10 protein-coding genes are annotated in these 14,426 nt (G+C 62.7%); 3 read left to right on the top strand and 7 right to left on the bottom strand.

The features are described 5' to 3' along the window. Positions 1–32 precede the first annotated feature (32 nt). The 5 genes from WF331_RS25150 to WF331_RS25170 all read right to left on the bottom strand — a co-directional run bounded on the left by WF331_RS25150 (position 33) and on the right by WF331_RS25170 (position 8,805). Positions 33–914 (bottom strand): glucurono-1,5-lactonase, encoded by an 882-nt coding sequence (locus WF331_RS25150; protein ID WP_016498290.1) that lies wholly within the window; start codon positions 912–914, stop codon positions 33–35. Positions 915–940: 26 nt separating this feature from the next. Next, positions 941–1,747 carry an NAD-dependent epimerase/dehydratase family protein gene (locus tag WF331_RS25155; protein ID WP_016498291.1) on the bottom strand — a complete coding sequence of 269 codons (807 nt, stop codon included), beginning with the start codon at positions 1,745–1,747 and terminating at the stop codon, positions 941–943. A 240-nt stretch (positions 1,748–1,987) separates the two neighbouring features. Continuing rightward, positions 1,988–3,226 carry an OprD family porin gene (locus tag WF331_RS25160; protein ID WP_016498292.1) on the bottom strand — a complete coding sequence of 413 codons (1,239 nt, stop codon included), beginning with the start codon at positions 3,224–3,226 and terminating at the stop codon, positions 1,988–1,990. A gap of 667 nt (positions 3,227–3,893) precedes the next feature. After that, positions 3,894–5,144 (bottom strand): ribonucleotide-diphosphate reductase subunit beta, encoded by a 1,251-nt coding sequence (locus WF331_RS25165; RefSeq protein WP_016498293.1) that lies wholly within the window; start codon positions 5,142–5,144, stop codon positions 3,894–3,896. Between the two features lie 781 nt (positions 5,145–5,925). After that, positions 5,926–8,805: a ribonucleoside-diphosphate reductase subunit alpha gene (locus WF331_RS25170; RefSeq protein WP_016498294.1), complete on the bottom strand. Its 2,880-nt coding sequence runs from the start codon at positions 8,803–8,805 to the stop codon at positions 5,926–5,928. Between the two features lie 811 nt (positions 8,806–9,616). Here WF331_RS25170 and WF331_RS25175 point away from each other — a divergent pair. Further along, positions 9,617–10,315, top strand: coding sequence for a response regulator transcription factor (locus WF331_RS25175; RefSeq protein ID WP_016498295.1), 699 nt, complete (start codon positions 9,617–9,619; stop codon positions 10,313–10,315). Then, entirely contained in the window at positions 10,312–11,919 is a 1,608-nt protein-coding gene (locus WF331_RS25180; protein ID WP_016498296.1) for an ATP-binding protein, read from the top strand. The genes WF331_RS25175 and WF331_RS25180 overlap by 4 nt, the downstream gene beginning before the upstream one ends. A 3-nt stretch (positions 11,920–11,922) precedes the next feature. On the opposite strand, the gene WF331_RS25185 is transcribed toward WF331_RS25180, so the two are convergent. Then, the gene (locus WF331_RS25185; RefSeq protein ID WP_340623383.1) at positions 11,923–12,624 is read right to left on the bottom strand and encodes a 4'-phosphopantetheinyl transferase family protein; all 702 of its coding nucleotides are present in this window, start codon (positions 12,622–12,624) and stop codon (positions 11,923–11,925) included. Between the two features lie 174 nt (positions 12,625–12,798). After that, the gene (locus WF331_RS25190) at positions 12,799–13,590 is read right to left on the bottom strand and encodes a dienelactone hydrolase family protein (RefSeq protein ID WP_016498298.1); all 792 of its coding nucleotides are present in this window, start codon (positions 13,588–13,590) and stop codon (positions 12,799–12,801) included. 129 nt (positions 13,591–13,719) lie between these two features. Here WF331_RS25190 and WF331_RS25195 point away from each other — a divergent pair, with 129 nt between their 5' ends. Next, positions 13,720–14,325, top strand: a complete 606-nt coding sequence (locus tag WF331_RS25195) for an outer membrane beta-barrel protein (RefSeq protein WP_016488681.1) — start codon at positions 13,720–13,722, stop codon at positions 14,323–14,325. Positions 14,326–14,426 lie beyond the last annotated feature (101 nt).

Below are 14,426 nucleotides of genomic sequence, written 5' to 3' on the forward strand. Positions count from 1 at the left end.
CGGGCGTGCAAGTGTGGGTGTGGCAGTGGGGCTCAGCCCCGGTAGGCAGGTTCCTCCAGGCCCTTGGTGCCAGGGTTGAGCGCAAATACCCCGCCAGCCAGGGGCTGGTCGCTGAGGTCTGTGCCTGCGGGGCGGATGGAGGTGACGTACAGGGTGTCGAGGTTGGCGCCGCCAAAGGCGCACATTGCCGGCTTTTTCACCGGCACGCTCAGTGAGCGGTCAAGGCGGCCGTCAGGGGTGAAGCGATGGATCTGCCCGGCGTCATTACCGCAGATCCAGTAGCAGCCATCCTGGTCGATAGCGGCGCCGTCGGGGCGCCCGGGGTAGCCGCGCATGTCGACGAACAGCCGCTTGTTGTAAGGCGTGCCGCTGTCGATGTCGTAGTCGAAAGCCCAGACCTTCTGCACGTTTGGGTGCGAGTCGGACAGGTACATGCGCGTGCCGTCGGGGCTGAAGGCCAGTCCGTTGGGTACGATCATGCCGTCTTGCTGCAGGTGCAGCTGGCCCTCTCCATCATGGCGGTACAGTGCACCCACGTGAGCACCTTGCTGCATGTCCAGCAGCATGGTGCCGGCCCAGAAGCGGCCCTGGCGATCGCAGCGGCCATCGTTGAAACGCATGCCGGCCTGGGCGTGCGGCACGGTGCTGAGCAGGCGGCTATCAAGGCTGCCGTCGGCCTTGGGCTGGAGCTGGAAGATGCCGCTTTCCATGCCGGCCACCCAGCCCTGGCCGCTGCGGGCGATGCAGGCCAGCATCTCGTCGCCCTGCCAGACCTGGTGCTTGCCATCAGTCGCCTGCCAGCGGTGCAGCTGGCGGGCAGGAATGTCGACCCAATACAGGGCCTGTTCGCTGGCGTGCCACACGGGGCTTTCGCCGGTGCCGTTGCGGGCGTCGACAATCAGTTCGCAGTTCATGGCCGTGCCTCCTGGCGTGCGTGGGTTTAGTTGAACGGGCCGGCCACGGCGAAGGCGCCGCCCTGGTAGACCATGCTCGGGTCATCCGCGGCGGGCGCCGGCTGGGCTTCCACAGCGGCGCGGAAGCGCTCGGAGCTGTCCTTGGGCTCATAGCCAAGGTGCTCGGCATAGCGGTTGTCCCACCACACGGTGCGGTTATCGGAGGCGCCGTAGACGATGGTGTGGCCAACGTCGGGCGTGAACAACCCTCGCTCGATAAGCTGCACCAGGTCGTCGTAGCTCAGCCAGGTGCAGAGCATGCGCGGGTTTTGCGGTTGCGGGAACGAAGAGCCGATGCGAATGCTGACGGTCTCGATGCCGTAGCGATCGAAGTAGAAACTGGCTACATCCTCGCCGTAGCACTTGGACAGCCCGTAGTAGCTGTCGGGGCGGCGCGGCGAGTGGGCGTCGATGCGCTCGTCCTGGCGGTAGAAGCCAATGGTGTGGTTGGAGCTGGCGAAGATGATGCGCTTCACGCCATGCTTGCGTGCGGCCTCGTAAACATGGAACACGCCGCAGATGTTTGGCCCGAGGATGTCTTCGAAGGAATGCTCGGTGGACACACCGCCGAAGTGGATGATGGCATCAACGCCGTCAACCAGCGCATGTACCGCAGCCTTGTCGGCCAGGTCGCAGGTAATCACCTCTTCATGCGGGCCTGAAGCAGGTGCCATCGGGCTGATATCGGAAAGGCGCAGGACCTCGGCGTAGCCTTGCAGGCGTTCGCGAAGGACCTTGCCCAGGCCGCCTGCGGCTCCGGTGAGCAGCAGGCGATTGAGGGGGGTAGTGGTCATGGCCGGCTCTTGTTGTTAATTGTTGTAGGTTGTCGTATGACTTTGCTAATTATTGGCGGTGGGTTCGATTGTTGTCAATGAGGCCTGCATCTCTTTATGGCCTGTCAGGGCTCTATCGCCGGCAAGCCAGCTCCCACAGGTACTCCACTTGGCTGGAAATTACCGCGGCCTGGTGGGAGCTGGCTTGCCGGCGATGGGGCGCAAAGCGGCCCTAATTTCAATCAGTGCCGGGCTTCTCGGTTACAAGAGCGATAACGGGTAATTGAAGATCAACCGGTTCTCATCGAACTCGTTATTGCTGTAATCCCGCCGAATCGACGAATTTCGCCACTTCACACTCAAATCCTTGAACGCCCCGCTCTGGATCACGTACGCCAGCTCGGTCTCACGCACCCATTCCTTACCATCGGTCACCACCCCGCTGTGCACGTCGCGCCCGCTGATATAGCGGTTCATCAAGGTCAGCCCCGGCACCCCGACGGTGACAAAGTTGAAGTCATGCCGCACCTGCCACGAACGCTCGTTGGCATTGTCGAAGCTGGAGTTGTAACTGTCGTTGGCCAAGGTCCCGCCACTGGTGCCGTTGACCCGCATCCAGGTATCGCCATCGACTTTCTGCAGCCCCACCCAGAACGTGCTGCCGCCGTACTTGGCCGAGAACATCCCCGAGTAGGTTTTATTGTCCAGTTCGCCAGCGCGTTCGGAGCCGTCCTCATCGCCATGGAAGTAGCCCAGGTTGGCACCCAGGGTCCAGTCACCCACCGGCTGGCTGTGGCTCAGTTGCAGGTACTGTTGCTGGTACACGTCCTTCAGCACCGCATTCCACAGGCCCACCAGCGTGCGGTCCTGGTTGAACTTGTACTCGCCGCCGACGAAGTTGAACCGGTCCGACACGCCAGCGCCGTAGCTCATGTCTTCCATGCTGGCGTCGTTACGCGGGCTGTTGCCGCGGAACTGGCCGCCGTACAGGGTCAGCCCTGCGATTTCATTGGAGGTGACCTGCCCGCCACGGAATGTCTGCGGTAACGAGCGACCGTCGTCCGAGCGAAGAATCGGCAGCACTGGCATCCACTCACCAATCTTCAGCTCGGTCTTGGAAATACGCGCCTTGCCCGCCACCGCCAGGCGCCCGTAGTCGTCTGCCGGCTTGCCATCGTCATGGCGGGGCAGCAACGCCGTGCCGTAGGTCCCGCCGCCGCCGTCGAGCTTGACCGACCACAGCCCCAAGACATCCACGCCGAACCCGACCGGCCCCTCGGTGAACCCCGAACGGGCATCGAGAATGAAGCTTTGCGTCCACTCCTCGGCCTTGCTTTGCGGGTTGCTGGGGTTGGTGAAGTTACGGTTGATGTAGAAGTTGCGCAGCCCGAGGGTGGCCTTGCTGTCCTCGACAAAGCCCGCAGCCAGGCTGGTGCCCGGCAGGCCGGCGATGACCCCGGCGCCGAGCAGGGCGAAAGGAAGGGTATGGCAGATTCTCATTATTGTTGTGCTCCCGAAGGGTATGGCAGCCCGTCCACCGGGCACGCACAAGCGGCCTGCGGCAGGGGGCGGGTAGTTAACGAGCCGGTCAGGGCCAGGGGTGAATGCGCGGTAACCCGTCGCTACGTACTGGCAGGTGTACGCGAGCTGGCCGGGCGAAGAGGGGTATGCAACAGACGTGGGTGGAGCGGGATGGGTGTCGACATGGGATCGTCCACTGATTGTTGTTTTTGTTATGTGTTGTCGTACAACTGTGGGCGATTATTAGCAAGGGGGAGGCGGGCTGTCAACGGCTGATAGCTGAGCCGGGAGGGTCCCGGTTGCTGCATTCCACGCCCCATACGCGGGACATGGTTTACAAATCAAATCCGATTGGCTGTGGACCCTGCCGCTAGCCTGCGCTATCTTCAGATCTGGCCCCGCCCTCGACCACCTAGACTGGCATGTCCAGTCCCGGCATCCTAGTTGGTGCCGTACCCCTCCTGTCGGCGTGGGCGGGGCCTCTTCCTTTTTCGCAATGCTCCCCGGCTAATATCGAGCGTCGGTGGGAGCGGGCATGCCCGCGAAGAGGCCAGCACAGGCGAAACCGTCCGCTGACATGCTATGCTTCCTCTACCAATAAAAAAGGCTGCCAAACGGCAGCCTCCTCGATGTTCAGCCCGGACAATCAGTCCCAGCTCAAAGCACCACCCGTCTGATACTCAATCACACGGGTCTCAAAGAAGTTTTTCTCTTTCTTCAAGTCCATGATCTCGCTCATCCATGGGAACGGGTTGGTAGTCCCTGGATACTCTTCCTTCAGGCCGATCTGTGTCAGGCGACGGTTGGCAATGAACTTGAGGTAATCCTCCATCATCGCCGCGTTCATGCCCAGCACTCCGCGTGGCATGGTGTCTCGGGCGTATTCGATCTCCAGCTGGGTCCCTTGCAGGATCATCTGGGTCGCTTCTTCCTTCATCGCCGCATCCCACAGGTGCGGGTTCTCGATCTTGATCTGGTTGATCACGTCGATACCGAAGTTCAGGTGCATCGACTCGTCACGCAGGATGTACTGGAACTGCTCGGCAACGCCGGTCATCTTGTTGCGGCGGCCCATGGACAGGATCTGGGTGAAGCCGCAGTAGAAGAAGATGCCTTCCAGTACGCAGTAGTAGGCGATCAGGTTGCGCAGCAGCTCTTTGTCGGTTTCGACGGTGCCGGTGTTGAATTCCGGGTCGGAGATGGCGCGGGTGTACTTCAGGCCCCAGGCGGCTTTTTTAGCGACCGACGGGATCTCGTGGTACATGTTGAAGATCTCGCCTTCATCCATGCCCAGCGACTCGATGCAGTACTGGTAGGCGTGGGTATGGATCGCCTCTTCAAAGGCCTGGCGCAGGATGTACTGGCGGCACTCCGGGTTGGTGATCAGGCGGTACACAGCCAGGGCCAGGTTGTTGGCAACAAGCGAGTCGGCGGTGGAGAAGAAGCCCAGGTTACGCATGACGATGCGGCGCTCGTCTTCGGTCAGGCCGTCCTGGCTCTTCCACAGGGCGATGTCGGCGGTCATGTTGACCTCTTGCGGCATCCAGTGGTTGGCGCAGCCGTCCAGGTACTTCTGCCAGGCCCAGTCATACTTGAACGGCACCAGCTGGTTCAGGTCGGCGCGGCAGTTGATCATGCGCTTTTCGTCTACCGCGACACGGGCCGATGAACCTTCCAGCTCGGCCAGGCCTTCGGCCACGTCGAGGGCGTCGAGGGCAGCTTTGGCACGTTTGACGGCTTCGGAGTCAGACGCGGTAGCAGCGCGAGCTTCCAGAGCGGCGGCACCACCGGCGCTGTCGAGCTTGTCGAGGGTGGCGGCGGCAGCGGCCTGCGCAGGGGTGTTGCCTTTAGCGGCTACTTCGCCGTCTTCGTTATCGAATTCGTCCCAGCTCAGCATGGTTTGGCTCCTGCTTGAGGGTCGCCCTGGGGCAACCGGTTGGATTTTAAAAAATGTGATGCCTGACGCAAGGCCGGTAACGGCGAATGGACAGCTCGAGAGGCTGACTCTCGTTTACATCTGAATGTGTTCTGGCTTGTACCTGGCCAGGCCTCGGGGAGGGGCCAGGACAATTGAATGGCGCTCTTTTCAGAGGGCGCAAAGTATACCGGAATTCACCTTCGATCGGGGCGCATGTCTTGCGGGCGAGGGTAACTTTTTCGACCGGTTTTGCGTGCATCCGTTCACGAAATGGCTGTGTTCTTCTACGGGGGGAGAGTGTAGCGCCAACCTATATCTTGTGCCAGTTTAAATTTTGAGACACACCATATAGTGTTTTATGACGGGTTGTTTTGTGTGCCCGGGCCTGATCATCGGCAAGCCAGCTCCCACAGGCACCGCGCCTGACCGCAGGGCGATGCAGTACCTGTAGGAGCTGGCTTGCCGGCGATGAGGCCCGGGCACACAACACTAGCAGCGGTGGCTGCGCAGCGTTTCGACGACATGCGTCTTGGGTTGTTTGCGTGCTACTTCTACCGAGGTAAAACGGCCGGTTTCAGCATTACGACCAATCTTGCGAGTTGCCACTTTTTTCCGTGCCATGGGCTTGCGTCCTGTTTTGAGAGGTCCTGTTCTTTTACCGAGCCGCGCGAGCGGTGGGCAAAGGGCAGGGTTTCTCTGAGGCACGGATACAAAAATGCCGCGCGGGGCACCCGTAGGCACCCCGCGCGGCATTCAGGCCTTACTGGCAGGCTTCGCAGTCAGGCTCGTCGATCGCGCAGGCTTTCGGCACTGGCGCCGGGCCGGCTGCCTGGACCGGGGCGCTGTCGCCACCGCTGGAAACGGCGTTGAGCTTGCCGGTGTTGATGGTCGACTTCTCGGTGCTGGTCGCAGCCAGGGCACGGAGGTAGTAGGTGGTTTTCAGGCCACGGTACCAGGCCATGCGGTAGGTAACGTCCAGCTTCTTGCCCGATGCACCCGCGATGTACAGGTTCAGCGACTGAGCCTGGTCGATCCACTTCTGGCGACGGGAAGCAGCGTCGACAATCCACTTGGTCTCGACTTCGAACGCGGTGGCGTACAGGTCTTTCAGCTCTTGCGGGATACGCTCGATCTGCTGCACCGAACCGTCGTAGTACTTCAGGTCGTTGATCATGACCGAGTCCCACAGGCCGCGGGCCTTCAGGTCACGGACCAGGTACGGGTTGATCACGGTGAACTCGCCCGACAGGTTCGATTTCACGTACAGGTTCTGGTAGGTCGGCTCGATCGACTGCGACACGCCGGTGATGTTGGCGATGGTCGCGGTTGGCGCGATGGCCATGATGTTCGAGTTACGAATACCTTTTTGTACGCGAGCACGCACCGGTGCCCAGTCCAGGGTCTCGTTCAGGTCGACGTCGATGTACTTCTGGCCACGGGCCTCGATCAGGATCTGTTGCGAATCCAGCGGCAGGATGCCTTTGGACCACAGCGAACCCTGGAAGGTCTCGTAGGCACCACGCTCGTCGGCCAGGTCGCAGGACGCCTGGATCGCGAAGTAGCTGACCGCTTCCATCGACTTGTCGGCGAACTCGACGGCAGCGTCGGAGCCGTAGGCGATGTGCTGCAGGTACAGTGCGTCCTGGAAGCCCATGATGCCCAGGCCGACCGGGCGGTGCTTGAGGTTCGAGTTACGCGCTTGCGGCACCGAGTAGTAGTTGATGTCGATCACGTTGTCGAGCATGCGCACGGCAGTGTTCACGGTGCGTTGCAGCTTAACGGTGTCCAGCTTGCCGTCGACGATGTGGTTCGGCAGGTTGATCGAGCCCAGGTTGCAGACCGCGATCTCGTCCTTGTTGGTGTTCAAGGTGATCTCGGTGCACAGGTTCGAGCTGTGGACCACGCCTACGTGCTGCTGCGGCGAACGCAGGTTGCACGGGTCCTTGAAGGTCAGCCACGGGTGGCCGGTCTCGAACAGCATCGACAGCATCTTGCGCCACAGGTCTTTGGCCTGGATGGTCTTGAACACCTTGATCTTGTTGTACTCGGTCAGGGCTTCGTAGTACTCGTAGCGCTCTTCGAAGGCCTTGCCGGTCAGGTCGTGCAGGTCTGGCACTTCCGAAGGCGAGAACAGGGTCCACTTGCCGTCATCGAAGACACGCTTCATGAACAGGTCAGGGATCCAGTTGGCGGTGTTCATGTCGTGGGTACGACGGCGGTCATCACCGGTGTTCTTGCGCAGCTCGATGAACTCTTCGATGTCCAGGTGCCAGGTTTCCAGGTAGGCACACACGGCCCCCTTGCGCTTGCCACCCTGGTTGACGGCAACGGCTGTGTCGTTGACCACTTTCAGGAACGGTACGACGCCCTGGGACTTGCCGTTGGTGCCCTTGATGTAGGAGCCCAGTGCACGCACAGGGGTCCAGTCGTTGCCCAGGCCGCCAGCGAATTTCGACAGCATGGCGTTGTCGTGGATCGCGTGGTAGATGCCCGACAGGTCGTCTGGCACGGTGGTCAGGTAGCAGCTGGACAGCTGCGGGCGCAGGGTACCGGCGTTGAACAGGGTCGGGGTCGAGGCCATGTAGTCGAAGGACGACAACAGGTTGTAGAACTCGATCGCACGGGCTTCCTTGTCTTTCTCTTCCAGCGCCAGGCCCATGGCCACACGCATGAAGAATACCTGCGGCAGCTCGAAGCGCACGCCATCCTTGTGGATGAAGTAGCGGTCGTAAAGGGTCTGCAGGCCCAGATAGGTGAACTGCTGGTCGCGCTCGTGGTTGATCGCCTTGCCCAGTTTTTCCAGGTCGAAGTCGGCCAGGGCCGGGTTCAGCAGCTCGAACTCGATACCTTTGGCGATGTAGGCCGGCAGGGCCTTGGCGTACAGGTCAGCCATCTCGTGGTGGGTGGCGCTGTCGGCTACATTCAGGAAGCCCAGGCCTTCGGCGCGCAGGGTGTCCATCAGCAGGCGGGCGGTAACGAACGAGTAGTTCGGCTCGCGCTCTACCAGGGTACGGGCGGTCATCACCAGGGCGGTGTTGACGTCCTTGATGGCAACGCCGTCGTACAGGTTTTTCAGGGTTTCGCGCTGGATCAGGTCGCCATCCACTTCAGCCAGGCCTTCGCAGGCTTCGCTGATGATGGTGTTCAGGCGGGCCATGTCGAGCGGCGCCAGGCTGCCGTCGGCCAGGGTGATGCGGATGCTCGGGTGCGGCTCGACCACCGCGTCGGTGTTGGCGCGGGTGGCACGCTCCTTGGCGCGCTGGTCGCGGTAGATCACGTAGTCGCGGGCAACTTTCTGCTCGCCAGCGCGCATCAGGGCCAGTTCTACCTGGTCCTGGATTTCTTCGATGTGGATGGTGCCACCCGATGGCATGCGACGTTTGAACGTGGCGGTAACCTGTTCGGTCAGGCGCGCGACGGTGTCGTGGATGCGCGACGAAGCGGCGGCGGTGCCGCCTTCAACTGCAAGGAACGCCTTGGTGATGGCAACGGTGATCTTGTCGTCGGTGTAGGGGACGACAGTACCGTTACGCTTGATCACGCGCAGTTGGCCAGGGGCGGTGGCGGCCAGATCCTGGTTGGAATCGGCGGCCTGCGGCACCTTGGCCTGCGGGTTCTCGCGAGTTGTGTCGGTTTGCATGGGTGGGTGTCTCCACAGTTTCTATATTGTTCAGGCGCCTTTTGGGCGCCCACCGTTCCGTCCACTTGCTCGATGACCCGGCGGGGATGCGCAGTGCATGCGCATCCGCCCGCACGGGCGTACCGACTTCGGGACAGACTCAGGAATAAGGGGCAATAGCTTGCCGCTCCCTGGCCGAAGTCAAAGGTTCTGGGTACATCCCAAAAACCGGTGCTGATGAGTGCCAGGCGTTGCCTGCAACACTCATACCCGAACAACGCCCTGAAAGGGCTTGCCTCGGTCGCCTCCGCAGGAGCGGTTTGGCTGCTGAAATCACCTGAAGTTCAGCCCGGAAAATCGCTTGATTTTGCGGGTTGACTTTTGTGTGTGATTTTGCACGAACCCCTATATGTAGTGGTTCGCTGCGTTCGGGATACAAGATAATGCGGTATTGGGGGCTTTGCAAGGCGAGCGCCTGTGGATAACGTGTGCGTACTTTGTGAGTGAATGGTGGGTATTCGCTGTAGGCCTTGTGCCAAGTGGTTTGCAGTATTTTTCTGCACCTTGCTGCCCCAGGGCAGTTTTTTTCGGGCGCGAACCCTATCACAAAAAACGGTTCAGTCGAGGGGGCGGCGGGCGGTTTGGCAGCGCCGGAGGTGCTACTGAGTATCCAGAGGGGATGTTGCCTTTTGGTTAAAGGGTTATGTTCTTTGTATCGGCGCCTTCGCAGCACAAGGCTGCTCCTACAGAAGAGCGCCGTATCCTGCAGGAGCAGCCTTGTGCTGCGAAGAGGCCGGTACAGCTAATAAAACAACAAGCAAAGGCAGAGGCCATGGACCACCCCGTACCCCGCATCCTCATTGTCGAAGACGACCAGCGCCTGGCCGAGCTCACCGCCGAGTACCTGCAGGCCAACGGATTCGAGGTCGCGGTGGAGGGGGATGGCGCCCGTGCCGCGCGGCGTATCGTCGACAGCCAGCCCGACCTGGTCATCCTCGACCTCATGCTGCCTGGCGAGGACGGCCTGAGCATCTGCCGCCGGGTGCGCAGCCAGTACCCCGGGCCGATCCTCATGCTCACCGCACGCAGCGACGAACTCGACCAGGTCCAGGGCCTGGACCTGGGTGCCGACGACTACGTCTGCAAACCGGTACGCCCACGCCTGCTGCTGGCGCGTATCCAGGCCCTGCTGCGGCGCAGCGAAGCCGTGGACAGCAAGCGCCAGGAGGTGACCTTTGGCGAACTGCGTATCGACAACCGACTGCGCGAGGCGCGCCTGGGCGAACAGCTGATCGAGCTGACCGGCGCCGAATTCGACCTGCTCTGGCTGCTGGCCAGCAACGCCGGCCGGGTACTGACCCGCGAACAGATCTTCACCGCTTTGCGTGGCGTGGGCTACGACGGCCAGGACCGCTCCATCGACATCCGTATCTCGAAAATCCGCCCCAAGATCGGCGATGACCCGCTTCAGCCACGGCTGATCAAGACCCTGCGCAGCAAGGGGTACCTGTTTGTCGGCGAAGCGCCATGAACAACTCGATCTTTCTGCGTATCTACGGTGGCATGCTGGCTGTGCTGGTGTTGGTGGCGCTGCTCGGCGTGCTCACCCTGCACCTGGTCAACGAAGTGCGCGCCGCCCAGCACCGCGAGGGCCTGGCCCAAGGCACGTTCAGCCTGATGGCTGACAACCTGGCGCAGCAGAATGCAACCGAACGCAAGCGCTCGCTGCTGATCTGGGAGCGATTGCTCGGTGTGCCGCTGGCGCTGCAGCCGATGACTGCGCGCAGCCTCGACGGCGGCCAGCGGGCGCGCCTGTATCGCGGCCTGGTGGTGGTCGAGAAGACGGGCCCGCATGCGGCGCAAGTGCTGCGCAAGGTCGGCCAGGAAGACCTGATGCTGGTGGCGCAGATCAAACAGATAAGCGAGCAACTGGCGCGGGCCACGCTGTATCTGTTGGCTGACGAACTGGTGCGCTACCCGATCACCGAGCAGCAGCAGCGGCTGGCCCAGATCAAGCAGGAGAAGGGCTTTGGCTTTGGCGTCGCGCTGCAGCGCATCGAGCGGGTAAGCCTGGACGATGACCAGCGGCGTCGGGTCGAGGAGGGCGACACGGTCATGGCGCTGGGCAAGGATGGCGACTCGATCCGTGTGTTTGCCGGGCTGGCTGGCTCGCCCTGGGTGCTGGAAATAGGCCCGTTGTACCAGCTCAACCCATATCCGCCGCAGTTGCTGATCCTGATTGCCTTCCTTGGCCTGTGCCTGATCGGCCTGGTGGTCTACCTGCTGGTGCGCCAGCTGGAGCGCCGCGTGTCGGGCCTGGAGATTGCCGCCACACGCATCGCCCAGGGCAGCCTGGACACCCGCGTGCCCGCAGGCGACGCCGACTCGGTAGGGCGGCTGGCCGCCGCCTTCAACGGCATGGCCGAGCACCTGCAGCGCTCGCTGAGCATGCAGCGCGAGCTGGTGCGGGCGGTGTCCCACGAGTTGCGTACGCCGGTTGCGCGCCTGCGCTTTGGCCTGGAGATGATCGAAAGTGCCACCACCGAACAGGCACGGGCCAAGCATCTGGCCGGCATGGACGGGGATATCCAGGACCTCGACAAGCTGGTCGACGAAATGCTGACCTACGCCCGCCTGGAGCAAGGCGCGCCGGCCTTGAAGTTCCAGCGGGTCGACCTGGACGCCTTGCTCGCGCGGGTGATCGAAGAGCTGGCACCGTTGCGTGCCGAGGTGCGGGTAGTGCGCGGCGACTGCCAGGGCGCGGATGCCGAAGGCGCCTGGGTCGAGGCCGAGCCGCGGTACTTGCACCGGGCACTGCAGAACCTGGTCGGCAACGCCATGCGCCATGCCGGTTCTGAGGTGCGCGTGAGTTACCAGTTGGGGCAGCAGCGGTGCCGCATTGATGTCGAAGATGACGGCCCCGGCATCCCCGAGGGCTTCTGGGACCGTATCTTCACCCCGTTCACCCGCCTGGACGACAGCCGCACCCGTGCTTCGGGTGGGCACGGCCTGGGCCTGTCGATCGTGCGGCGAATCATTTACTGGCACACGGGCCGGGCGACGGTGGGGCGCAGCGAAGCGTTGGGTGGCGCCTGCTTCAGCCTGAACTGGCCACGCCAGCAAGCGCCACAGTAAAGGTCAGACGCTGACCAGGCTGAGCAGGTGGCCGTCCTGCAGGCAGAACTGGCCTTGCAACTCGGCGCCTTGGCGCCACTGCGGCGACAGGTCGGTGAGCAGGCGCAGGCGGGCCAGGCCTTCGGTGGACCAGTCCAGCACTTCGGCGTGTTCGAAATAGAAGCGCTGGCGGGTCAGCGGGTAGAGGGTCTTGAACAGGCTTTCCTTCAGCGAGAAGGTCAGGGTGACCGTCAGGCCGAGTTGACGGGGGTCCAGGCGTTCGAACTCGGGCGGGGTGAGGATTTCGGCCATCAGCCGTTCGGCGCGTTCGTCATCCAGCAAGGCCTCCTGATCCAGGCCCAGGCCCTGGCAACTGCCCTCGGCGGCGACTACGGCGGCGGCCCAGCCTTTGCCGTGGGTGATCGAGCCGCGAACGCCCGCCGGCCAGATCGGCGAGCGGTCCTCATGGGTGCCGGGCACGTAGTCGCGACCGTCCAGGCGCTGCAGCGCCGCGCGCGCGCATACGCGACCGGCCAGGTACTCAGCCTGGCGCTTGGCCACCGAGCGCTGCAGGCTGGCACTGGGCACGACGCCAGCGCGCTGGAAGTCGTCGGGTGCCAGGTGGGCAGGGTCGAAGGCGCAACTGACCAGCACCGCGCCGGGCAGCGGGCGAGGCAAGGGCCAGTGGTGCTGGAGCGGGGCGCAGCAGGCGGGGAGAGTGTTCATGGCGCTATTGTGCCAGCCGCAGCGGCGGTGTGGGAGGTGGGATTGCTGGGGCTGCGTTGCAGCCCATCGCCGGCAAGCCAGCTCCCACAGGTGTTGCGCAGGGCTTGAGGTTTGCGCTGTGCTTGTGGGGGCTGGCTTGTCGGTGATGGGCCGCACAGCGGCCCCCGACAATCCTTATTTGAACACCTGCTTGAAGAACGCCTGCATATCCGCCCAGGAACTCTCGTCCGCCGCCTTGTTATAGCCAATGTCCGGCCCCCCATGTTCGCCATGGCTCAGCCGGTCAGCATCGGGGTTGGTAAACCCATGCTTGGCGCCGTCAATGCTGACGAACTGATAGTTGACCTTGGCCGCATCCATTTCCGCCTTGAACGCGTCCACCTGCTGCGGGGTGACCATGCTGTCCGCAGCGCCATGTTCAACCAGGATGTCCGCACGTACTACGCCAGGCTTGGCCGGCGTCTGGGTGGCCAGCGCGCCATGGAAGCTCACCACGCCGTCCAGCTTCTCGCCCCTGCGTGCGGCATCAAGCACCACCTTGCCGCCAAAGCAGTAGCCCACAGCGCCCAGTTGGTGCTTGTTGACGTTCGGCTGCTTTTTCAGCAACTCCAGGCCCGCGTCGAAGCGCGCTGCTGCCGCGGCCGGGTCCTTCATCGCTTCGGCCATGAAAGCCTGGGCATCCTGCGGATGCTCGGTGTGCTTGCCATCGCCATACATGTCGATGGCCAGCGCTTTGTAGCCCAGGGCCGCGAGGTCTCGTGCACGGCGCTTGGCATAGTCGTTCAGGCCCCACCATTCATGCACCACGACGATGCCTGGGCGTTTGTCGTCCAACGCATCGTCGTAGGCGTAGTAGCCGACCAGGCGGTTGCCGTCGGCGTCCTGATAGGGAATTTCACGGGTCACGACCGCCGCTTGGGCGAGGGCGGCGCTGCACATCAGGGTCAGGGCCAGCAGGGCACGCATCTTTACTACTCCTTGTCTTGCAGACAGTTCGTTCAGCCGAGGTTCAGCCAGGGTTCAGTCGCGGTTCAGGGTGCCCTCCTTACTCTAGCTTCCAGACCGAAACAGCGCACCCAACTGGAGTTACCAGCCATGAAAACCTTCAACACCCTGCTTGCCGCCATGGCCGTCTGTGCCGCTGGCATCACCACTGCCCAGGCCGCCGACGACAACTTCGCCAGCCTCACCTACGGCCAGACCAGCGACAAGGTTCGCAAGTCCGGCCTGCTGCAACGCAACACCGACCAGCTCAACGCCGATGGCATCATCGGCAAGGACGACACCTGGGGTGTACGTGTGGGCAAGATCAACGATCAGGGCCGCTACTACATGACCTACGACAACGTCTCGGGTGACCACAGTGGCCTGAAGTTGCGCCAGGAAAACCTGCTGGGCAGCTACGACCTGTTCCTGCCGGTGGGCGATACCACCAAACTGTTCGGCGGTGGCAGCCTGGGCATGACCAAGCTCACCCAGGACTCGCCAGGCGCCAGCCGGGATACCGACTACGGTTATGCCTACGGCCTGCAGGCCGGTGTGATCCAGGACATCACCGACAAGGCTTCGGTGGAACTGGGCTACCGTTACCTGCGCACCAATGCCGCGACCGAAGTGGGCGCGCATGGCGGGCCGAAGGACGGCACCCTGCGTCTGACCAGCAGCGCGCAGACCTATCTGGCAGCGAGCTACAAGTTCTGACCAGCGAGCCGCGTTATCCTGTACCGGCCTCTTCGCGGGCACGCCCGCTCCCACAGGGACTGCACAAACCTCGGAAACCGTGCAGTACCTGTGGCTTCTGC

This window comes from Pseudomonas sp. YNh, from assembly GCF_037993085.1.
Classification (GTDB): Bacteria; Pseudomonadota; Gammaproteobacteria; order Pseudomonadales; family Pseudomonadaceae; genus Aquipseudomonas; species Aquipseudomonas putida.